Origin of the sequence: Azospirillum himalayense, assembly GCF_042657465.1 — a bacterium.
GTDB classification, from domain to species: Bacteria; Pseudomonadota; Alphaproteobacteria; order Azospirillales; family Azospirillaceae; genus Azospirillum; species Azospirillum himalayense.
Genome location: NZ_JBHSLC010000004.1, coordinates 242,267 through 263,426 on the forward strand (window position 1 = coordinate 242,267; position 21,160 = coordinate 263,426).

21 protein-coding genes are annotated in these 21,160 nt (G+C 68.9%); 11 read left to right on the forward strand and 10 right to left on the reverse strand.

Features of this window, described 5'->3' with window-relative positions:
• The gene (locus ACFPMG_RS03140; protein WP_376993769.1) at nt 1-177 is read right to left on the reverse strand and encodes a hypothetical protein; all 177 of its coding nucleotides are present in this window, start codon (nt 175-177) and stop codon (nt 1-3) included.
• A gap of 167 nt (nt 178-344) precedes the next feature.
• Here ACFPMG_RS03140 and ACFPMG_RS03145 point away from each other — a divergent pair, with 167 nt between their 5' ends.
• The gene (locus ACFPMG_RS03145; RefSeq protein ID WP_376993770.1) at nt 345-1,046 is read left to right on the forward strand and encodes a glutathione binding-like protein; all 702 of its coding nucleotides are present in this window, start codon (nt 345-347) and stop codon (nt 1,044-1,046) included.
• A 196-nt stretch (nt 1,047-1,242) separates the two neighbouring features.
• On the opposite strand, the gene ACFPMG_RS03150 is transcribed toward ACFPMG_RS03145, so the two are convergent.
• Together ACFPMG_RS03150 and yddG are read right to left on the reverse strand one after the other, a co-directional pair.
• Complete coding sequence (locus ACFPMG_RS03150) at nt 1,243-1,704, reverse strand: histidine phosphatase family protein (protein WP_376993771.1); 462 nt, start codon at nt 1,702-1,704, stop codon at nt 1,243-1,245.
• A gap of 239 nt (nt 1,705-1,943) precedes the next feature.
• Nucleotides 1,944-2,882: an aromatic amino acid exporter YddG gene (gene yddG, locus ACFPMG_RS03155; RefSeq protein WP_376993772.1), complete on the reverse strand. Its 939-nt coding sequence runs from the start codon at nt 2,880-2,882 to the stop codon at nt 1,944-1,946.
• A gap of 163 nt (nt 2,883-3,045) precedes the next feature.
• On the opposite strand from yddG, the gene ACFPMG_RS03160 reads away from it, so the two are divergent.
• Nucleotides 3,046-3,894, forward strand: a complete 849-nt coding sequence (locus tag ACFPMG_RS03160; protein WP_376993773.1) for an EamA family transporter — start codon at nt 3,046-3,048, stop codon at nt 3,892-3,894.
• 4 nt (nt 3,895-3,898) lie between these two features.
• On the opposite strand, the gene ACFPMG_RS03165 is transcribed toward ACFPMG_RS03160, so the two are convergent.
• The 4 genes from ACFPMG_RS03165 to ACFPMG_RS03180 all read right to left on the reverse strand — a co-directional run bounded on the left by ACFPMG_RS03165 (nt 3,899) and on the right by ACFPMG_RS03180 (nt 7,709).
• Complete coding sequence (locus ACFPMG_RS03165) at nt 3,899-4,714, reverse strand: FkbM family methyltransferase (protein WP_376993774.1); 816 nt, start codon at nt 4,712-4,714, stop codon at nt 3,899-3,901.
• Nucleotides 4,715-4,774: 60 nt separating this feature from the next.
• Nucleotides 4,775-5,491 carry a hypothetical protein gene (locus ACFPMG_RS03170; protein WP_376993775.1) on the reverse strand — a complete coding sequence of 239 codons (717 nt, stop codon included), beginning with the start codon at nt 5,489-5,491 and terminating at the stop codon, nt 4,775-4,777.
• Between the two features lie 155 nt (nt 5,492-5,646).
• Nucleotides 5,647-7,356 (reverse strand): adenine deaminase, encoded by a 1,710-nt coding sequence (gene ade / locus ACFPMG_RS03175; protein WP_376993776.1) that lies wholly within the window; start codon nt 7,354-7,356, stop codon nt 5,647-5,649.
• Between the two features lie 95 nt (nt 7,357-7,451).
• Nucleotides 7,452-7,709 carry a hypothetical protein gene (locus tag ACFPMG_RS03180; protein WP_376993777.1) on the reverse strand — a complete coding sequence of 86 codons (258 nt, stop codon included), beginning with the start codon at nt 7,707-7,709 and terminating at the stop codon, nt 7,452-7,454.
• Nucleotides 7,710-7,944: 235 nt separating this feature from the next.
• On the opposite strand from ACFPMG_RS03180, the gene ACFPMG_RS03185 reads away from it, so the two are divergent.
• The 6 genes from ACFPMG_RS03185 to ACFPMG_RS03210 all read left to right on the forward strand — a co-directional run bounded on the left by ACFPMG_RS03185 (nt 7,945) and on the right by ACFPMG_RS03210 (nt 15,753).
• Nucleotides 7,945-9,636 (forward strand): methyl-accepting chemotaxis protein, encoded by a 1,692-nt coding sequence (locus ACFPMG_RS03185; protein WP_376993778.1) that lies wholly within the window; start codon nt 7,945-7,947, stop codon nt 9,634-9,636.
• Between the two features lie 319 nt (nt 9,637-9,955).
• Entirely contained in the window at nt 9,956-11,119 is a 1,164-nt protein-coding gene (locus ACFPMG_RS03190) for a hydrogenase small subunit (protein ID WP_200477383.1), read from the forward strand.
• Between the two features lie 9 nt (nt 11,120-11,128).
• Complete coding sequence (gene hybA, locus ACFPMG_RS03195; RefSeq protein WP_376993779.1) at nt 11,129-12,214, forward strand: hydrogenase 2 operon protein HybA; 1,086 nt, start codon at nt 11,129-11,131, stop codon at nt 12,212-12,214.
• A 12-nt stretch (nt 12,215-12,226) separates the two neighbouring features.
• Complete coding sequence (gene hybB, locus ACFPMG_RS03200) at nt 12,227-13,381, forward strand: Ni/Fe-hydrogenase cytochrome b subunit (RefSeq protein WP_376993780.1); 1,155 nt, start codon at nt 12,227-12,229, stop codon at nt 13,379-13,381.
• Nucleotides 13,382-13,399: 18 nt separating this feature from the next.
• Complete coding sequence (locus ACFPMG_RS03205) at nt 13,400-15,103, forward strand: nickel-dependent hydrogenase large subunit (RefSeq protein ID WP_035678657.1); 1,704 nt, start codon at nt 13,400-13,402, stop codon at nt 15,101-15,103.
• Nucleotides 15,104-15,273: 170 nt separating this feature from the next.
• Nucleotides 15,274-15,753 (forward strand): HyaD/HybD family hydrogenase maturation endopeptidase, encoded by a 480-nt coding sequence (locus ACFPMG_RS03210; RefSeq protein WP_014198377.1) that lies wholly within the window; start codon nt 15,274-15,276, stop codon nt 15,751-15,753.
• 22 nt (nt 15,754-15,775) lie between these two features.
• Here the strand turns inward: ACFPMG_RS03210 and ACFPMG_RS03215 are convergent, their stop codons facing one another.
• The 3 genes from ACFPMG_RS03215 to ACFPMG_RS03225 all read right to left on the reverse strand — a co-directional run bounded on the left by ACFPMG_RS03215 (nt 15,776) and on the right by ACFPMG_RS03225 (nt 18,756).
• Nucleotides 15,776-16,780 (reverse strand): MBL fold metallo-hydrolase, encoded by a 1,005-nt coding sequence (locus ACFPMG_RS03215; RefSeq protein ID WP_376993781.1) that lies wholly within the window; start codon nt 16,778-16,780, stop codon nt 15,776-15,778.
• Nucleotides 16,781-16,959: 179 nt separating this feature from the next.
• Entirely contained in the window at nt 16,960-17,952 is a 993-nt protein-coding gene (locus ACFPMG_RS03220) for an MBL fold metallo-hydrolase (protein ID WP_376993830.1), read from the reverse strand.
• 201 nt (nt 17,953-18,153) lie between these two features.
• A complete protein-coding gene (locus tag ACFPMG_RS03225) occupies nt 18,154-18,756 on the reverse strand; it encodes a HupE/UreJ family protein (RefSeq protein WP_376993782.1) in 603 nt (200 codons plus the stop codon).
• 266 nt (nt 18,757-19,022) lie between these two features.
• Between ACFPMG_RS03225 and ACFPMG_RS03230 the strand changes: the two genes are divergently transcribed.
• The 3 genes from ACFPMG_RS03230 to ACFPMG_RS03240 are packed head-to-tail and all read left to right on the forward strand — an operon-like array spanning nt 19,023 to nt 21,159.
• Complete coding sequence (locus ACFPMG_RS03230; RefSeq protein ID WP_376993783.1) at nt 19,023-19,295, forward strand: HypC/HybG/HupF family hydrogenase formation chaperone; 273 nt, start codon at nt 19,023-19,025, stop codon at nt 19,293-19,295.
• A complete protein-coding gene (hybE, locus tag ACFPMG_RS03235) occupies nt 19,292-19,993 on the forward strand; it encodes a [NiFe]-hydrogenase assembly chaperone HybE (RefSeq protein ID WP_376993784.1) in 702 nt (233 codons plus the stop codon). Before ACFPMG_RS03230 ends, hybE begins: the two co-directional genes overlap by 4 nt.
• Nucleotides 19,990-21,159, forward strand: a complete 1,170-nt coding sequence (locus ACFPMG_RS03240) for a nickel-dependent hydrogenase large subunit (protein WP_376993785.1) — start codon at nt 19,990-19,992, stop codon at nt 21,157-21,159. The genes hybE and ACFPMG_RS03240 overlap by 4 nt, the downstream gene beginning before the upstream one ends.
• Nucleotide 21,160 lies beyond the last annotated feature (1 nt).

Here is a 21,160-nt window from a genome sequence, read left to right on the forward strand (position 1 = left end):
TCACACGTCGTAGATCGGGCCGGGCGTGGACTTGTTGGCGCCGCCGCGCTTGCGCTCCTCCTTTTCGGTCAGTTCGGCCTCGCCGCCCCGGTCGGGCTTGACGGTGCCCCCCTGGGCCTCGTCGATCCGGTCATCCTTGGGCTGGGGCTGGGTGGCGGGATTCCGGTCGTCGTTCATGACGGTCCTCGTTCTGGTTGTCGGTTCACCGTCCTCAACATTTCGCGGGCCGCGACGTTGCGCCCGTCGCCTGCCCCTTCCGGAGGGCTGATGCGCGCGCGGCGCGGGTTGCCTGGAACCGCGCGCTCCATCACTTTTCGGGGCGCAGACAAACCGGAAGGACCGCCATGATCGACCTTCACTATTGGCCGACCCCCAACGGGCACAAGATCACCCTGTTCCTGGAGGAAGCCGGGCTGGACTACACCATCCATCCCGTGGACATCTCGGCCGGCGACCAGTTCAAGCCGGACTTCCTGGCGATGTCCCCGAACAACCGCATGCCGGCGATCGTCGACCGCGCCCCGGCCGACGGCGGGGAGCCGGTGTCCGTCTTCGAATCGGGCGCGATCCTGACCTATCTGGCGGAGAAGACCGGCAAGTTCCTGCCCGCCGACACGCGCGGCCGCAAGACGGTCCTGGAGTGGCTGTTCTGGCAGGTGGGGGGCCTCGGCCCGATGGCCGGGCAGAACCATCATTTCGTGCAATACGCGCCCGAGCAGATCCCCTATGCCATCGACCGCTACGTGAAGGAGACCAACCGCCTCTACGGCGTCCTGAACAAGCGTCTGGCGGGCCGCGCCTTCATCGCGGGGGACGCGCTGACCATCGCCGACATGGCCTGCTACCCGTGGATCGTCCCGCACGAGCGGCAGCGCCAGAACCTCGCCGACTTCCCCGAGCTGAAGCGCTGGTTCGAAGCGATCCAGGCCCGCCCGGCGACCGTCCGTGCCTATGAGAAGGGTGCGGAACTGGCCAAGCGCCCGTCGGTCACCGACGAGGGGAAGAAGATTCTGTTCGGCCAGACCGCCGCCAACGTCCAGAAGTAGTTTCCGTTCTGCGCCGATGGCTTCCGTCGCTCCCGCGAAGATGGGAACGACGGAAGCAACGGTCCGGTTGCCGGTTGGCGGCTGCAAATTGGCGGCTGCAAACCGAACCAGGATGACCTCAAAGCGAATAAGACGATGTGAATCCAAAGCGAACGGAAGTTCGCTTGGGGCTCCGCCGCAACCGCGGCCCCATGCCCTACTTCGAGCCTTCGACCTTGATTCGCCCCTCGATGGCCGGCGCGCCCGTTCCGTTGGCCCGGAGGAGCACCGCCTCGCTGGAGGCCGGGAAGACCCCGGTCAAGGCGGTCACGACCACTTGGTGGGTGACCAGCACCACCGGCGCGCCATCGGCCGGCAACCCGGCCAGGAACCGGCGCAGCGTGGCGATCTGCGCCTCCTGCTCCTCCCGCCGCTCGAAGAAGGAATTGAGCGCCGGAAGCTCCTGCACCGGACCGGCCCCCAAAAGCCGGGCGGTCTCCAGGCAGCGGCACCACTGGCTCGAATGGACGGCGGCCGGCCGGCCGGCGATCCTCCGCAGCAGATCGCCGGTGCGCCGGGCCTGTTCCCGGCCGTTTGCGTCCAGGTTGCGCTGGGTCGCGCAGTCGCGGATCTGGAAATTCGGCGGATCGCCGACCCCCGGGGCCTCCGCGTGCCTCATGAGGATGATCAGCCCCTTCGGATCGCCCCTGTCCGGAGGCGTTGCCCAACCCCGCTGAGCGGAGCAAACGATCGCCATGGCGGCAAGCGCGGCGACCAGCGACCTGCGGCGGACAACCCTCGGCATCGGACCACGGCGGTTGGTGACGGGACGACACCGATATTGATCGCGTGGGTCGAAGGCCAAGCCCGCCTTGCGGCGTGCCTCCCGAGCGCGGCGCCTCGCGACCGGCAGCCGCCCTACCGGTCGCCGCGCAGGACGTCCCGGCTGGCCAGCACGGCGCCGCCCATGATCAGGGCACAAGCCGCCCAGACGGTCCAGCCCCCAGCCGCCTGCCCGAACAGGATCAGCAGCAGGGTGGAAGTCAGCGGCGTGGCGTAGGACAGCACGCCCAGCGCCCGGATGTCGCCGCGTTTCACCCCATGGTCCCACACGAAGAAGGCCGCGCCGACCGGCCCGATCCCCATGGCGAGCACCGCCAGCCACTCGCCGCCGGACGGCGCCACGGTGGTTTCGAACAGCAGGTGAGACAGCCCGGCCAGCACCGCCGTGGCGAGGCAGAAGCCGCCGACCGCCTCGGTCGGGACGTCGCCGAAGCGGCGCGACAGCACCGAATAGGATGCCCAGAGCACCGCCGCGGCCATGGCCGACAGATAGCCCGGCGTGTCCCCGGCGTCGAGCGACAGGCCCCGCGCGCCGCCGGTCACGATCAGCACCGTCCCGGCCAGCCCGCACAGCGCGCCCAGCACATGGCCGCGCTTCAGCCGCTCCCCCGGCAGCAGGGCGGAGAACAGGACGATCAGCAGCGGCCAGAGATAGTTCAGCAGATTGACCTCGACCGCCGCGCCGGGAGCGAGGCGGAAGGCCAGGAAATAGAAGAAATGGTAGCCGAACAGCCCGGCGACGCCGAGTAGCCAGACCCGCCATGGCTGGCGCAGCACGCCGATCACGTCCTTGCCCCGCGCGGCCCCCGCCGCCGTCCCGACGATGAAGGCGACGCCGAAGGACATCGCGACGAGTTGGAACGGTGGAATGGTCCCCGACAGCGCCGTCAGCAGCGCCAGCGTGGACCACATCAATATGGCCAGCCCGCCAATGGCGGTGGCGCGGCGGACGGCGGCCGGGACTGACGCCGCGGCGGCCGGGAGACTCTGGGGCGGGAAGCTATCGGTCGACATGGCGAACGCTTAACGCAAAGAACGCCGCCGGGCAATCGGCCCGGGCAATCGGGCTGGGCAATCGGACTGTCGGACACCGGACCTGTGCGTGTATCCTGCCATTCGGCCGGCCGCATGCCGTCCCTCCGTCCGCGTCGTCCCCTTCCCAACCACGGCCCCCGTTTTGCCCACCGAAGCCCTTCTCGCCGTCCTGGCCGGCGCCCTTCTCCATGCCGGCTGGAACACCGCGCTGAAGGCCGGCGGCGGCAGCGCGTCCGATGCGGTCCTGGTGGTCGCCGGGTCCGCCTTCATCGCGCTGCTGCTGCTCCCCGTCCTTCCGTCGCCATCGCTCGCCAGCGCACCTTACCTCTGTGTGACGGCGGTGCTGCACGTCGCCTATTTCCGTCTTCTCGCCGCCGCCTATCGCGAGGGGGCGATGAGCCACGCCTATCCCCTGATGCGCGGCACACCGCCGCTGCTCGTGGCGCTGTGCAGCGGCGTGCTGCTGGGCAAAGGTCTGTCCGCCGGCGCCTGGGCGGGGACGGTGCTGGTCTGCGGCGGCATCCTCGGGTTGACCCTGCTGGGGCGGGGATCGGGCCCGTCGGGGTCGTGGCGGGGCAACGCCTGCGCGCTCGCCAACGCCCTGGTGATCGCCGCCTACACGGTGGTGGACGGCATCGGCGTGCGGCTGTCCGGCGCGCCGGCCGGCTACACGCTGTGGTGCTTCCTGCTGTTGAGCGTGCCCATGGTGGGCGGGGCGCTGCTGAGCGACGCCCGCGGCTTCCTGAGCCACGCCCGCCGGCGCTGGATGGTCGCGCTGGCCGGCGGGGCGGCCAGCATCGCCTCCTACGGGCTCGCGCTCTGGGCGATGACCCTGGCGCCGGTCGCGGTGGTGGCGGCGCTGCGCGAAACCTCGATCCTGTTCGCCATGGCGTTGGCCGCCCTGGTGCTCAAGGAGCGGGTCGGTCCGGTGCGTCTGGCCTCCGGCGTGGTCATCGTGCTCGGCGCCGCGTCGCTGCGCCTCGCGGCCTGAGGCCCTACTGGCGGATGGCCAGGAAGTTCTGGTACGCGAAGATTTCGTCGAACTCGGAATAGCCGGACAGCCGGTACAGCCCGTCCTTGACGATCTTGCAGACGGCGAAGCCGTCCAGCCGGTTCCAGAAGTCGCGCAGGAAGGTCCGGGAATCGAGGTTGCAGCCGCCGAACTCGAACTGGATGAAGTCGATGGCGCGCCGGTCCAACAGGCCGCGCGCCCCGTCCAGAACGGCGATCTCGTGGCCCTCCACGTCGATCTTGAGGAAATGGATGCGGTCGATGCCGGTCTCCGCGCAGAACCCGTCCAGGGTCGCCAGACGAACGGTCTCGCCGCTCCCGCCCTCCCGAAACTCCCGGATCGCACGATCGTGGAGGGAGGCCAGGGTCGAACCGGGCCGGTCGCTGTGCAGAGTGGCCGCGCCGGCCCGGTCGGACAGGCCGAGGTTGACGGGACGGCAACGGCCGGGGTAACGCGCGGCCGTCTCCTGCAGCGCGCGGAACGCCGTCGGCGACGGCTCGAAGGACCAGACGGTCGCGGCGGAAAAGCGGTCGAGTGCCGCCGCCGTGTAGACACCGACGTTGGCGCCGACGTCGAAAATCACGGCTTCGGAGTCCGCGACGCCGCGCCGCTTCAGTTCGCCCTGGATGTAGCGGAGGACTCCGGCCTCGCCCGACGTCTGGATGTCGGCGTCGTTGACCAGACCCATCCCCTTCAGGGCCTGCCGGTGGATCGCGCGGAAGAAATCCTGCTGGCCGGCCTTTCCCTGATGCTCCGCGACGTGGTCGGCGAGAGCGCGGAACAGCTCTTCAGGGGTCATGGCGGCGTGGTCTCCGGCAGCGGCGGACCGGCAGTGTAGCCGCCGCCGCCCCGCCGCGCCTCAGAAAAGCCCGTTCAGCAGGGACCCGCGCCCGCTGTAGCCGCCGCTTCCCCCGGTGAGAATGCCCAGCGCCCCGGAACTGGTCGTCGTGCCACCGGTCAGCAGGGAGGTCAGGCGCTGAAGCTGCGGCGTCTGCTGGAGCGGGTTGTCGCCCTTGGCCGGCTGCTTGGCGATGGTGTCGTAGTCCTTGCTGTAGTCGCCCATGCGGAGTTGGAGGCCGTAGTTCTTCTCCTCCTTGGCCGCCACGCCCTTGTCGCGGGAGACGCGCAGCGTGTAGTCGCCGCGGTCGAGCGACAGGGTGCCCGCCTCGAACTTCTTGTACGCGTCGTAGGTGCCGCCGGCCTCGCTGTTGCTGTCGGCGATGATCTTGCCCTGCTTGTCCATCAGCTGGACGCGCACGCCGGTGTCGCCGACGCGGCCGAGGGCGACCTCGCCGGGCGTCGCCAGGTTGAATTTGTAGAAGTCCGCCGGGTCGTTGGCGGCCAGCGTGCTGAGCACGTTGAGGCGGCTGGTGTCCTTGATCAGCGTGCCGACGTTGGTGGCGAAGGGCGCGGCGTTCAGGGCCGACTTGCGGACGGTCTGCTCATACTCCTGGACATTGCCGCTGGGCTTGGCGTCGGTCGCCTGCTTGGCCTGCTCCTGGACACGCTTCATCGCCGCGTCGATGGACGTCTGGATGCTCTGCGCCAAGCCGCTGATGTCGCTCATTCCAACCATGGCACGCCCCTCCGACCGGCATTCTTCGCGTTCGTCGGGCGGCCCCTTGCAGACGGCGGGCCAAAAGGCTTTCGATGATTTTCAAAGGGTTGAGCTAGGGCTCCCGCCGAAGGGGCCGGCAAGATCCGCACCCCGTCCGGCAGGAATTGCCGGGCTCAAGCCTCCACCAGCGTGAATTTGTCGACGTCCACCAGCCCGCGGTCGGTGATCTTCAGATGCGGGATCACCGGCAGCGGCAGGAAGGCCAGCTGCAGGAAGGGCTCGGCCAGCGGGCAGCCCATCTCCTTCACCGAGGCGCGCAGACTGCGCAGATGACGCTCCACCGTCTCGAAGGGCTCCAGGCTCATCAGCCCGGCCAGCGGCAGGGCCAGTTCGCCGACCACATGGCCGTTGCGCACCGCGACGAAGCCGCCCTGAAGCTCGATGAGGCGGTTGACGGCGATGGCCATGTCCTCGTCCGACGCGCCGACCACGCAGATGTTGTGGCTGTCGTGCCCGACCGAGGAGGCCAGCGCGCCCTCGCGGAGGTGGAAGCCGCTGGCGAAGCCCCGCCCGACATTCTGGTTGGTGCCGTGGCGGGCGAAGACGCAGATCTTCAGGATGTCGCGGTCCGGCTCGGCCACCAGCTTGCCGTCCCTGGCCGGCACCTCCAGCCGCAGATGGGCGGTGATGATCTTGCCGGGCAGAACGCCGATCACCGACTGGACGGAGCCGCGGGCCGGCACCGCGAAGTCCTCCGCCGTCACGGGGTGGAGCTTGACCGAGCGCAGCCCCACCGGGCTGACCGCCGGGCGCCCGGCGAAGGTCTCCGGCGTCACCACCCGCCCGTTGCGGATGACCCGGTTGACCGCGCAGTCCTCCAGATCGTCCAGCAGGACGAGGTCGGCGCGCTGCCCCGGAGCGACCAGCCCCCGGTCGAACAGGCCGAAGCCGCGCGCCGCCGACCATGTGGCGGCGCGGTAGACATGGGCCACCGGCGCGCCGAGCCGGATCGCGCTGCGGATCAGATGGTCCATGTGCCCCTCCTCGGCGATGTCGAGGGGGTTGCGGTCGTCCGTGCAGAAGCCCAGGAAGGGCGAGGTTTCCGGCTGGATCACCGGGGCCAGCGCGTGCACGTCCTTCGACACCGACCCGTCGCGGATCAGCACCTGCATGCCCTTGCGCAGCTTCTCCATCGCCTCCGGCGCGCTGGTCGTCTCGTGGCAGTTGCGGATGCCGCAGGAGAGATAGGCGTTCAGCTCCCGCCCGCTGAGCAGAGGGGCGTGGCCGTCGATGTGACGCCCGTCGAAGGCGGCCAGCTTGTCGAGAACCCCGTCCACCTTGTGGAAGACGCCGGGAAAGTTCATGAACTCGGCCAGCCCCAGCACCTTCGGGTGGTCCTTGTGGCGCAGCAGGTCCGCCGCCTCCAGCCGCGCGCCGGAGGTCTCCAGCTCCGTCGCCGGCACGCAGGAGGAGAGCTGCACACGCAGGTCCAGTGCCGTGCCCTCGGCGCAGTCCAGGAAATAGCGCAGCCCCTTCTCGCCCAGCACGTTGCAGATCTCGTGCGGGTCGCAGATGGCCGTGGTGGTGCCGCGCGGCAGGACGCAGCGGTCGAACTCCATCGGCGTGACGCAGGTGGATTCGCAATGGACGTGGGTGTCGATGAAGCCCGGAACGACGGTCAGCCCGCGCCCGTCGATCTCCTCCACCCCGTCGTAGGACTCGTAGGTGCCGACGATCCGGTCGCCGCAAAGGGCGATGTCGCCCGCGGCGGTCTCGCCGGTGACGACGTTCAGGAAACGGGTGTTCTTGATGACCAGGTCGGCCTTCGTCTCGCCCAAGGCCTGGCCAATGCGCGTCTTCAGATCGTCCCGGGTGACCGCCATCGCTTCGCCTCGTCCTGCCCGTTTCCAATTCTTCTTTAGGTAAATGGCCGGGCGGGACCCTTCAATCGGATTTTCCGTAACGTCAAGCCGCACGGTCAGTCACCCGGGCGACGCGCCAGCTTGGTCACCGGCCCGGTGCCGCGGTAGTCCGGATAGTTCCAGTAGGTGCGCGGCTCCAGCCGGTAAGCGGGAAGACCAAGGCCCAGCGTGTAGACAGGCCCGCTTCCGCCATAGCCGATGGCGTAACCCGCCCCACGGGTTCCGTCGTCGTCTCCGCAAGCCGTCAGCACAAGCAGAAGAACGACAATGAAGGATTGAGCGGTTTTCCCGATGATGGCTGTGATGGGTTTCATGATCCACCAGCCTGCTCTGTCGCGCTGCATCCCTAAGAAGATAAACAGGACTGGTCTCTCAACTATTCCCGGGATAATAGTTCGCTCAAAAAACAATATGCGCTTCGTCTAGTTCCGACCCAATGGTGACGCGGCAACGTGTCATAGAAGGATTTAACGCTTCGGAAACCAATAGGCTCCTCATTATCGTCATGCACAGAGGCGGCCCAAGACCGCCGTAATGGGGACGTCCAGCATGTTGAAAGCGCTTAGGAATCTAAAGATCGGGCCGAAGGTCTATCTTCTCGTGGGGCTGCAGGCGGCGGTGGCCGCGGTGACCGGCCTGATGGGACTCGCCGCCATGCAGGATCTGTCCGGCAAGTCCGAGGCCATCGAGCGGGCGTCGGACCGGCAGGTGCTGGGCGAGCAGCTCAACGGCCTCGTCCTGGCCGTCGTCATGGATTCGCGCGGCGTCTACATGGCCCGCGACCGGGCCGAGGTGGACAAGTTCGGCAAGCCCCTGCTGGACAGCCTGAACAGCCTCGGTGAGCGGCTCGGCACCCTGAAGCGCCTCACCCCGGCGGAGGGGCAGGCCACGCTGGCCCCGGTGACGGCGAAGGCCGAGGAGTTCATCCGCTTCCGCACGGAGCTGGTGCGCATCGCCCGCGAGAAGGGGCCGGCCGAAGCCCGGACCTACGGCGACAACGACGCCAACCGCGGCAACCGCCAGGCGCTCAACGCCGCGATCCAGGCGCTCAGCGCCAGTCAGGACGGCATGATCGACCGCCTGCACGACGAGTTGGAGTCGGCCCGGAGTCACTGGACCACGCTGATGCTCGCCATCGGCGTCGGCGGCGTGCTCTTCGGCATCCTGCTGGCGGTTCTGGTCGCCCGCGACATGATCGCGCGCCCCATCGCCCGCATGACCGCCGCGATGAAGACCATCGCCGCCGGCAACACCGGAGCCGAGGTGCCCGGCACCGGCCAGGGCGACGAGGTCGGCGACATGGCCGAGGCCGTGCTGGTCTTCCGCGACGGTCTGCGCCGCGCCAACGATCTGGCCGAACAGGAGCGCCGCGAGATCGACGTGCGCCGCCAGCGGCAGGAACAACTGGAAGCCCTGACCCACGGCTTCACCCAGAAGATCGAGGGGCTGTGCCGCACTCTGAACGGGGAGGCCGACAGCATCCGCAGCAGCGCCGAATCGCTGACCCATTCCGCCGCCGACGCCTCCCGCCGCAGCTCGACCGTCGCCGCCGCGGCGGAGCAGGCCACCAGCAATGTCCAGACCGTGGCCGCGGCGACCGAGGAGCTGTCCACCTCCATCGGCTCGATCAGCCAGCGCCTCGGCGAGGCCGCCCGCATCGCCAGCGAGGCGGAGCGCGAGGCCCAGCGCACCAACAGCACCATCCAAGGCCTCGCCCAGGCGGCGGAGAAGATCGGCGCGGTGGTCAACCTCATCACCGAGATCGCCAGCCAGACCAACCTGCTGGCGCTGAACGCGACCATCGAGGCGGCCCGCGCCGGCGAGGCTGGCAAGGGCTTCGCCGTGGTGGCCCAGGAGGTGAAGAGCCTCGCCAACCAGACCGCCCGCGCCACCGAGGAGATCTCCGCCCAGATCGTCGCCATCCAGAGCGAGACCCAGCAGGCGGTCGGCGCGATCAGCGGCATCGTCGGCACCATCGAGCGGATCAGCGACATCAGCACCAACGTCGCCGCCGCGGTGGAGCAACAGGGCTCGGCCACCCAGGAAATCGCCCGCAACGTGCAGGAGGCCGCCATCGGCACGCAGGAGGTCTCCTCGACCATCTCCGGCGTGTCGCAGTCGGCCGACCACACCGGCGAGGCCGCCGGCGGCCTGCTGAGCGCCGCCAAGGGCCTGTCGGTCCACGCGCGCACCCTGCAGAGCGACGTGGACGACTTCACCCGCCAGATGAAGGCGGTCTGATCCTCTCCCCCTCCTCCCCGGACTTTATGCCGGGGAGGAGGCCTTTCCCGACGCATCCTTTCCACTGATGCGCCCCGAGCGTTCGAAGCTTACCCGCCAGATACCCCATTTGATGTAGATCAATGCCGCGCCCGCATCGAAACTGGTGCAATGCCGGCGAGCGTTTCGCGCCCAAATACCCCTACAATCGATAGGGATTACGCCGCGCCGTGGGTTTCCCGCCTCGGGTTTCCCAGGACGCGCCGTGGCGTGCTGCGCATCCGGCGTCCGGCAACCGGGCGGCCAGCGGATCAATGCGAAAGGGTCTTTGGGGGAAATCATGCCCGACGGACATGTGGATCTCGACGCCGAGCACATCGGCGATCTCGACGAGTATGAGGGTGCGCTGGCCGGCCTGTCCCGCCGGGAATTCCTCGCCTACTGCACGGGCGTGGCCGCCACGCTGGGCCTGTCCCCCGCCTTCGGCGTGAAGATCGCCAACGCCGCCGTGGCCGCGCCGCGCCCGACGGTGATCTGGCTGTCGGGACAGGCCTGCACCGGCTGCACCGAATCGCTGCTGCGCACCCACCACCCGTCGCTCGAGACGCTGATCCTCGACACCATCTCGCTGGACTACAACGAGACGCTGATGACCGGCTCCGGCCACCAGGCCGAGAACTGGAAGCAGCAGGCGATGAAGGACAATTGGGGCAAGTACCTGATGGTCACCGACGGCTCCATCCCGACGAAGGACGGGGGCGTCTACTGCAAGGTCGCCGGCAAGACCTACAAGGACGCCGTGCTGGAGTGCGCCAAGGGTGCGGCCGCCGTGATCTCCATGGGCTCCTGCTCCTCCTGGGGCGGCTGGCCGTCGACCGGCGTCAATCCCACGGGCGCCGTCGGCCTGAACGAGATCATCAAGGACAAGCCGGTCGTCTCCGTCCCCGGCTGCCCGCCGAACCCCTACAACTTCCTCTCGCTGGTGCTGCATTTCGTCGCCTTCGGCAAGCTGCCGGAGCTGGACGACAAGATGCGCCCGAAGTTCGCCTTCGGCCGGCTGATCCACGAGAACTGCGAGCGCCGCCCGCATTTCGACGCCGGGCGGTTCGCCATGGAGTTCGGCGACTACGGCCACCGCCAGGGCTACTGTCTCTACAAGCTCGGCTGCAAGGGTCCGGAGACCTACGCGAACTGTCCGTCCATCGGCTTCAACGACGTCGGCCAGGGTACCTGGCCGGTGGGCACCGGCCATCCCTGCTTCGGCTGCACCGAGAAGGGCGTCGGCTTCACCAAGAGCATCCATGAGCTGGCCTCGCTGAAGTCGGTGGCCCCGCCGAACACCTACCCGGCGGTCGCCGTCGAGAAGGGCGAGGGCATGTCGGCCGGGGCCGCAGCGGTGGTCGCCGGCATCGCCGGCGCGGCGGTCGGCGCCGGCGCCGTCATCTCCAGCCGGCTCGGCAAGCAGGACGCGAAGACCGAATCCTCCTCCACCGCCGCCGAGTGAGGTGACGCCATGTCGAAAAACATGATGTCGACGAACAAGATGTCGAAAAGCAAGACATCGGTCTCACGGCGCGGCTTCCTGCGCAACGCGGTCAAGGGCAGCGCCGCGGCCGCGGCGGCGGCCTGCACCACCGTGGTCGCCGCCCCGCCGGAGGCCAACGCGCTGGTCCGCCCGCCCAAGCCTCTGCCGCCCGAGGCAGTCGGCCTGCTCTACGACAGCACGCTGTGCATCGGCTGCAAGGCCTGCGTGACCGCCTGCAAGGAGGTCAACCACATGCCGCCCGATGTCGGCCCGGCCCAGCAGGGCTGGAACGCGGGGGGCGGCGACAAGCCGATCTACGACAGCCCGGTGGAGCTGTCGGCCAGGACGCTGAACGTCATCAAGGCCTACAGCCACGGCACCGGCGCCACCAAGGACGCGGCGGAGAACGGCTTCGCCTTCATCAAGCGGCAGTGCCTGCACTGCGCCGATCCGTCCTGCGTGTCGGTCTGCCCGGTGTCGGCGATGACCAAGGATGCCAGGACCGGCATCGTCAACCACGACCCGAGCGCCTGCATCGGCTGCCGCTACTGCGTGCTGTCCTGCCCGTTCGGCGTGCCGAAGTACGATTACAACGACGCCTTCGGCGAGATCAAAAAGTGCCAGCTCTGCAAGCAGCAGCTCGCCAAGAACGAGCTTCCGGGCTGCGCCGACGTCTGCCCCACCGGGGCGACGCTGTTCGGCCGCACGGAGGACCTCAAGGCGGAGGCCAAGCGCCGCACCGCGCTGACGGTGGGCGAACACGCGCACTACCCGCGCGGCGACATCGCCGGCAAGGTCGGCGGCCCGCGCGACGGCCATGAGAAGCTGGTCGAGGCGGCCTACCAGCCGCACATCTACGGCGAGAAGGAACTGGGCGGCACCCAGTGCCTGGCGGTGTCCGCCGTGCCGTTCGACAAGCTGAACCTGCCCACCAACGTGCCGGAGAACGGCTATCCGACCCTGTCGGAAGGCATCCAGCACACGCTCTACGCGGGCATGATCGCCCCCGCCACGGTGTTCGCCGGTCTCGCCTATCTGGCGCACCGCAACACCAAGAACCACACCGACGAGTGAGGGGGCCACGCCATGTCTTCGCAAGCTCATGAGCATCAACCGCTCGGCGGTAGGGTCCTCACCCTTCCCTTCTTGATCTGCGCCGCGCTGGTCGCCCTCGCCGGCGTCATCCTGTTCCAGCGCTACACGCAGGGTCTGGCCGCCGCGTCGAACCTGAACGACGGCTATCCCTGGGGCATCTGGGTGGCCATCGACGTGGTGATCGGATCGGCCTTCGGCTGCGCCGGCTACGTCATCGCGCTGCTCTGCTACATCCTGAACCGCGGCGAGTACCACCCGCTGGTCCGTCCGGCGGTGCTGGCGAGCCTGTTCGGCTACGGCCTCGCCGGTCTGGCGGTGCTGGTCGACCTCGGCCGCTACTGGAACTTCTATCACATGATGCTGCCGTGGTATGCGCAGCCCAACTCCGTGATGCTGGAGGTCGGCCTGTGCGTGGCGACCTACACGCTGGTGCTGGTGGTGGAGTTCGCCCCGGCCTTCCTGGAGCGCTTCGGCATCGAGGGGCTGCGCGCCAAGCTGAACCGGGTGCTGTGGGTCTTCATCGCGCTGGGCGTCCTGCTGCCGACGATGCACCAATCGTCGCTCGGCACCATGATGGTCATCGTCGGGCACAAGCTGTCGCCGCTGTGGCAGTCGCAGATGCTGCCGGTCTTCTTCCTGCTGACCGCCATCCTGATGGGCTTCGCCATCGTGGTCTGGGAATCGGTCATGGCCTCGCTGAACTTCCGCCGCCCGATGGAGACGCCGGTGCTGTCGAAGCTGGCGGGGCTGATGCTGGTCGTCGCCTCGCTGTTCGTCGTGCTGCGCTTCGTCGACCTGATCGTGCGTGGCCAGATCGGCCAGATCTTCGGCGGGCCGCAGTCCGGCTGGTTCGTGGTGGAGATGGTCCTGATGATCTCCGGCCTCGCGCTGCTGATCCCAAAGGCCAACCGCAACCGGTCGCGGGCGCTGTTCCTGTCGGCCTCGCTTCTGCTGGCGGCGGGCATCCTCTACCGCCTGAACGTCTATCTCATCGGCTTCACGCCAGCGGTCGGTCCTTGGCACTACTTCCCCTCGGTCAAGGAAATCATGGTCACCGTCGGCGTCTTCGCGCTGGAGATCGCGCTGTATCTCCTCTTCGTGAAGAAGCTGCCCGTCATGCACGCCGTCCATCCCGAGCACGGCTGAGTTTAGGAGAGTTTCATTATGGCTCAGCGAGTTGTTGTAGATCCGGTCACCCGCATCGAGGGTCACCTGCGGGTCGATTGTGAAGTGGACGGCGGCAAGGTCACCAACGCCTGGGCGTCGGGCCAGATGTGGCGCGGCATCGAGCTGATCCTTCAGGGCAAAGACCCGCGCGACGCCTGGGTCTTCGCCCAGCGCATCTGCGGCGTCTGCACCACGGTGCACGCCATCACCTCCGTCCGCGCGGTGGAGAACGCGCTGAAGCTGGAGGTGCCGCTCAACGCCCAGTACATCCGCAACATGATCCAGGGCGCCCACAACGTCCACGATCACATCGTCCATTTCTATCACCTGTCCGCGCTCGACTTCGTCGACATCGTCTCGGCGCTGAAGGCCGATCCGGCGGCGACCGCGAAGCTGGCCCAGTCGATCTCCGGCTGGCCGAAGAACAGCACGCAGGAATTCGCCACCGCGCAGAAGAAGCTGCAGGCCTTCATCAACTCCGGCCAGCTCGGCATCTTCGGCTCGGGCTACTGGGGCCATCCGGCGATGAAGCTGACGCCGGAAGCCAACCTGATGGCGGCGTCCCACTACCTCCAGGCGCTCGACTACCAGCGGCGCATGAACAAGGTGGTGGCGATCCTCGGCTCCAAGACCCCGCACATCCAGAACATGGCGGTGGGCGGCGTCACCAACCCGATCAACATGGACAGCCAGTCCACCCTGACCCTCGAAAAGCTGATGTACATCAAGCAGCTGATCGACGAGGTGGGCGACTTCATCACCCAGGTCTACATCCCCGATGTGGCGGCCATCGGAGCCTTCTACGCCGACTGGACGCAGTATGGCCGCGGCGTGGTGAATTACCTGTCCATCCCGGACATGCCGCTGGACACCAAGGGCACCACCTTCGCCCTGCCCGCCGGCTACATCGACGGCGGCGACCTCACCAAGTTCACCCCGATCAAGGACTTCCACGACCCCTACTTCGAGAAGGGCGTGAAGGAGAGCGTGAAGCATTCCTGGTACCAGGGCGGCAAGGGTCCCCTGCACCCCTATGACGGCGAGACGATCCCGAACTTCACCGACTGGCAGGACGACGGCAAGTACAGCTGGATCAAGTCGCCGACCTTCTACGACAAGCGCGCCCAGGTCGGCCCGCTGGCCAACGTGCTGGGCATGTACGCGTCGGGCCACCAGCGCACGCAGTTCTGGGTCAACGCGGTGCTCGACGCGGTGTCGGGCCACCTCGGCAGCAAGGTCGGCGTCGACGCGCTGCACTCCACCATCGGCCGCCACGCCGCCCGCGCGGTGCGCTGCGTGGTCCTGCACGAGGAGTTGCAGAACCAGTGGAAACTGCTGATGGAGAACATCGCGAAGGGCGACACCAAGACCTTCAACAAGCCGGTGTTCCCGAAGGGCGAGATCCGCGGCTTCGGCTTCCACGAGGCGCCGCGCGGCATGCTCTCGCACTGGGTCGTGATCGAGAACGGCAAGATCAAGAACTACCAGGCGGTCGTGCCGACCACCTGGAACGCCGGCCCGCGCGACGAGGACGGGAACATCTCGGCCTATGAGGCGGCCCTGATCGACAACCCGGTGGCGGTGGCCGACCAGCCGCTGGAGATCATCCGCACCCTGCACAGCTTCGACCCGTGCCTGGCCTGCGCCGTGCACCTGACCGACACGGAAACGAAGTCGCACTATCAGGTGAAGGTCGTCTGACCGCCACCGCCTGACCGGCCGAAAGCCCCTCCTCCCCGCGGAGGAGGGGCTTTTCGCGTCCCCCACGCCGGTCGATTGATCCAGTTCACGGCGCCCGGCGCCGGACCCGTTTCATCCTGCTGTTTCAAAATCCCTTCTGTTTCAAAATCGTCGAACGGAGCGCGCGTCCCATGTCCATCCTCGTCCTCGGCCTCGGCAACATCCTCCTGATGGACGAAGGGGTGGGCGTGCGCGCCATGGAGGCGTTCGACGCCGCCTGGAGCGTGCCCGATCACGTCAGCGTGGTGGATGGCGGAACCTGCGGCATGGACATGCTGGACCTGATTGCCAGCCACAAGCATCTGATCGCCGTGGACGCGGTGAAGACCGGCGCGCCGCCGGCCAGCCTGACCGTGCTGCGCGGCGACGAGGTTCCGGCCTATTTCAAGGGCAAGCTGTCGCCCCACCAGCTCGGCCTCAGCGATCTGCTGGCCTCGCTGCGGCTGCAGGACGAGGCGCCGGAGACCGTGACGGTGGTCGGCTGCGTGCCGATGGCGCTCGGCACCGGCCTGATGATGTCGCCGGAGATCGAGGCGGTGATCCCGCGGATGGTGACGATGATCGTCGAGGAACTCGCCCGCCTCGGTGTGACCGCCACGCCCCGAAACTGAGCGTGGCGATCACGATCGATCCTCAGCGGTCGGCGCGGATCGGGCCGAACTCCACCGGGACCCAGGCGTAGCCCTTGCCTTCGGTGCGGACATGGCCGATGCCGGGGAAAGGCAGATGGGCGCCGGCCACCCACAGCTTCTGCGCCGCGGCGTCGGCGAAGATCTTCTTCCGGGACGCGATGGCCTGCTCCTTGTCGGCGTCGAACTCGATGACGACCTCCGGACGGGCGAACTGCACGGAGTGGCTGTGCACGACGTCGCCCCACATCAGGATGCTGCGCTCCCCCGACGTGAACAGATAGCCGCTGTGGCCGGGCGTGTGACCGTAGGCCGCCACCGACTCCACGCCCGGCACGAGGCTGTCGCCGGGCTGGTAGGGCTTCAGCTTGCCGGCTGCCGCGTAGGGTGCCACCGCCGCGCGGGCCATGGCGAAGAAGGGCTGGCTGTCCGCCGGGGCCTTGGCCGCCACCTCTTCGCTCAGCCAGAAATCGGCGTCGGCCTTGGCGACATGGACCGTGGCGTTGGGGAACAGCATGGCGCCGTCCGGACGCAGCAGGCCGTTGGCATGGTCCGGATGCAGGTGGGTCAGCAGAACCGTGTCGACCTGCTCCGGGTTGTAGCCGGCGGCGCGGATGTTGTCGGCGATGAAGCCCAGCGCCGGACCGAAAGCCTTGGCCGTCCCGGTGTCCACCAGGACGAGGTTCGCTCCGGTGTGCACCAGATAGGCGTTCACCGCCGTCTGGACGCTCGGCGTGTCGGCGAGGAACATCCGGGCGAGCAGGCCCTGGATGTCGTCGGCGCTGGCGCCGCTGAGGATCTTGCGGTCGAGGTCGATGAAGCCGTCATACAGCGCGGTGACCTCGAAGTCGCCGATGGCCATGCGGTAGAAGCCCGGCGCCTGGGTCCGCTGCTGGCCCGGCACCTCCGCCAGGGCCGGCGCCGCGGGGGCCAGGACGGCACCGGCAGGAAAAGCGACGGCCAAGGCGAGCAGGGCGTTGCGCAGGGAGGCGAAGGTCGGCGGTGTCATCGGCGTGGTTCCCCTTCAGGACGGTCGGCGCCCAGCATGGCCGTCCTGAACGCGCCGGGGAAGCGTCCCGGGAGGAATGCGCCAACCAATTGGAATAATTCTGAAATTTCGTGACCGGCGCACACGCGCAAGCGGCTCGGCGGGGTGTCCCGCCGAGCCATGGCGCCGAATCGGGCCGCTCAGCGGTCGCTGCGGATCGGGCCGAACTCCACGGGAACCCAGGCGTAGCCGTCCCCTTCGGTGCGGACATGGCCGATGCCGGGGAAGGGCAGATGGGCGCCGCCCACCCACAGCTTCTGCGCCGCCGCCTCGGCCAGGAGCCGTCGGCGCGACGCGATGGTCTCGTCCTTGTCGACGTCGAACTCGATGACGACCTCCGGGCGGGCGAACTGAAGGGCGTGGCTGTGCACGGTGTCGCCCCACAGCAGAATGCTCTGCTCCTTCGAACGGAACAGGTAACCGCTGTGTCCCGGCGTGTGACCATAGGCCGCCACCGACTCCACGCCGGGCAGGAGGCTGTCGCCGGACTGGTAGGGCTTCAGCTTGCCCGCCGCCTCATAGGGCGCCACCGCGGCGCGGGCCATGGCGAAGAAGGGCTTGAGCGGCGCCGGGGCCTTGGCCACCGCCTCCCCGCCCAGCCAGAAATCGAATTCGGCCTTGGCGACCCGGACCTCGGCGTTGGGGAACAGGATGGTTCCGTCCGGGCGCAGCAGCCCGTTGGCATGGTCCGGATGCAGATGGGTCATCAAGACGGTGTCGATCTGATCCGGGCTGTAACCGGCGGCGTGGATGTTGTCGGCGATGAAGCCGAGCGTCGGCCCCAGCGACTTGGCCGCCCCGGCATCCACCAGAACCAGATTGGTGCCGGTGTGCACCAGATAGGCGTTCACCGCCGTCTGGATTTCCGGCCGCTCCCCCAGGAACATGCGGTCGAGCAGGCCGATGATGTCGTCGACCTTGGCGCCGACGAAATACTTGCGGTCGCGGTCGATGAAGCCGTCGAACAGCGCGGTGATCTCGAAATCGCCGATGGCCATGGGGTAGAAGCCCGGCGCCTGGGTCCGCTGCTGGCCCGGCACCTCCGCCAGAGCCGGCGCCGCGAGGGCCAGGACGGCACCGGCGGCCAGGGCAAGGAGGGCTTTGCGCAGGCTGGCGAAGGTCGGCGGCATCATCGGCAACACACGACTCCTGATTGGGCGATGGCTGGTAATGGCAACCAAGTGTACGGGCAGAAACGAGAGCGGGCACCAAAAAAACGAACGCATTTTTATTAAATTCTCAAGAAACTGCACAAAAAAAGCCCGGCGAAGCGATTCGCCGGGCCTTCCATTGGATCGGGCTTCTTGCCGCCCGTCCCTACCGTCTTCAGGCGATCAGCCCAGCGCGAGCAGCGCCACGCCGGCCAGACCGACCACGGCACCCGTGCCGCGCAGAGCCAGGGCGCCCTTGCGGCCCTCGACCAGACGGCGCAGCGACAGGGCGGCGCCGATGCCCGCACCGTGCAGCAGAGCGGTGGACAGGGCGAAGCCCAGGCCGTAGAGCAGCGGCTGCGCCGCCTCCGGCATCTCGGCACCGTGGGCGTGGCCGTGGAACACGGCGAACAGGGCGACCACGCCGGCGGAGGCGAGCAGCGGCAGGCGGGACTGCAGGGCGATCAGGGCACCCAGGGCGACCACGGACAGGACGATGCCAAGTTCGACCTGCGGCAGGTCGATGCCGGCCAGACCGAGCAGGCCGCCGCCGATCATCGCGCCGACGAAGGCCGCCGGCAGCGCCCACAGGGCCTTGCCGCCGCGCTGCGCGGCCCACAGGCCGACGGCGACCATGGCCAGCAGGTGATCCCAGCCGCCGACCGGATGCAGGAAACCATGGACGAGCCCGGCGTCGTGGGCGCCGAAGGTGTGGGCGAGCGCCGCATTGGGCAGAGCGGCCAGGGCCGCCGCCGCGGTGGCCGACGCGAGAGCGAAACGTTTCATCCGTGAAAACCCCTGCTGTATCGTTGAGCGACGCACGACCGACCCCTTACCCCCATCGCGCACGAAGCGGTCGCCACTGTAGCAGAACCGTTCCGATTGGAAATGGCGGAGCGTTATGAAACTACGCCGGACCGCATGTTTGACGCATATCAATGTGCGGATTCACCCCCCGGTCAAGATGACGCGGTTGCATTGATCGTTTCACACCGGCCACAGCCACGCCGGCCGTGTCACGACGACCGGCTTTCCCGCATGAGGGCGCGCGCATGTGTCTCGGCATTCCGATGCGGGTCCTGGAGACCGACGGCTTCACCGCGCGCTGCGCCGGCCGCGGCGAGGAACGGCGCGTCAATGTCATGCTGATCGAGGAGGTGCCGGAAGGCGGCTGGGTCCTGGTCCATCTCGACCGCGCCGTCCGCCCGCTGGAGGCTGAGGAGGTGGAGCCGCTGAACCGCGCGCTCGACGCCATTCTGCTGGCGGCGAAGGGGGAGAACGTGGACCACCTGTTCGCCGACCTGATGGAAAAGGCAACCGCATGACTCCCGGCGGCCCCGAGGCGGGCTTCGCCGCCGACGCGCGTCCCGCCTGCGGGGCTTGCGGCGCCGTCTACGACCCCGCGGCCGGTGATCCGGGGCGGGAGGTGCCGCCGGGAACGCCCTTCGGCGGTCTGCCGGATTATTGGCGCTGCCCGGGCTGCGGCGGCCCGCAGCATGGCTTCGCCGTCGTCACGCCGCCGGGCGACGACCCCATGGAGGCGCGCGTCGCCGCCCTGACCGCCAGCTATCGCCTGATCGCGGAGCGCGACATGGCCGGCGTCCCCATCTGCAACGCCGCCCTGGCGGTGGAGGCGGTGGGGTTCCGCCCCCATGGGCCGGGCTGGATCGGCTGCGTCATCGCCCCCTGGTTCCTGAACGCGGTGCTGATCCCGCGCGATCCCGCCTCGTGGGCGGAGCGGCGCGACGGCGACAAGATGGAGGTCGCCCTGCCCTCCGGCGCCTACCGCTTCACCGCGGCGCGGGTGGGGGTCCTGGGAACGCTGTCGGTGATCCCGCTCGCCTCGGCCATGAACGTGTTCGCCGATCAAGAGGACGCCCGCGGGGCCGCCGTTCTGGCGCTCGACCATCTGATGCGGGAGCCGCAACCGGCGCCACAGACCGAGCCGCCGCCGGCAAGCGAGGCGGACACCGCGAAGCCCACCCTGTCCCGCCGCTCCTTGTTCGGGGGTGGACGCCGATGAGCGTGACGGGCGCCGGGCTGGAAGGCAGCGTGTCGGTGCGGCTGGAAACGGCCGCCGGACGGGTGCGCGCCGTGTCGGTGCAGGTCCGCCGCCCCGCCGCCGCCCGCGCCCTGTGCGGACGCACGCCCGACGAGGCGATGCGCCTCGTGCCGCTGCTGTTCAGCCTGTGCGGCACCGCCCAGTCGCTGGCCGCGGCAGAGGCTCTGGAGGAGGCGCTCGGCCTCGACGCCCGCCCGCACACCACCGCCCGCGCCCTGCTGGCCGAAGCGGAAACCGCGACGAACCACGCGTGGCAAGTCTTGATGGACTGGCCGGCTCGGCTGGGCGAGGCGCCGCAGCCCAGGGACCTTGCGGGCCTGCGCGCCGCCGCGGCGGCAATCCATCCCGCGCTCTACCCCGCCCGCGACGGGCTGCGTCCCGGCGGCGGTCTCCTGCGGCCCGACCGCGCCGCCCTGACCGCCGCCGTTGCCGCCCTGCGCGAGGGTGTGGAGCGCGCTGTCTTCGCCGCCCCGGTTCCTACCGACACGGCGGACCTGGAGCGCTGGGCCGGGGCGGGCGGAACCGGCGCGGCGCGGCTGATGCGCCGCGTCCTGGCGCCGGGCATGGCGGGTTTCGGCGCCTGCGGCGTGACGGCGCTGGAACCGCATCCGGCAGGATGGTTCGGCGAAAGGCTGTCCGCCGACGCGGCCTTTTCGGAGAACCCCCGGCAGGACGGCGCCCCGGCCCACACCGGGGCACTGGCCCGCCGGAGCGCGCATCCGCTGGTCGCCGCGTTGCTGGCACGGCATGGCTCCGGCCTCGCCGCTCACACCGCCTCTCGGCTGGTGGAACTGGCGGGACTGGCGGAGCGCTTGGCATCCTGGGCGGATCGCCTCGACGACGCCGAACCGGCCCCGGACGACGGCAGCGCGCGGCACGCCGCGGGAAGCGGCGCCGTCGAGACGGCGCGCGGGCGCCTCGCCCACTGGCTGCGGATTGAGGGTGGCCGCATCGCCGATTGGCGCATCGCGGCGCCGACCGAATGGAATTTCGCCGCGGACGGGCCGCTGGCCCAGGGTTTGGAAGGCACCGCGGCCGACGCGGGTCTGGCCGAGCGTGCCGGCCTGCTGGTGGCCGCACTCGATCCCTGCGTGGCCGCCGCCATCACGATTCAGGGCGAGGACTGAC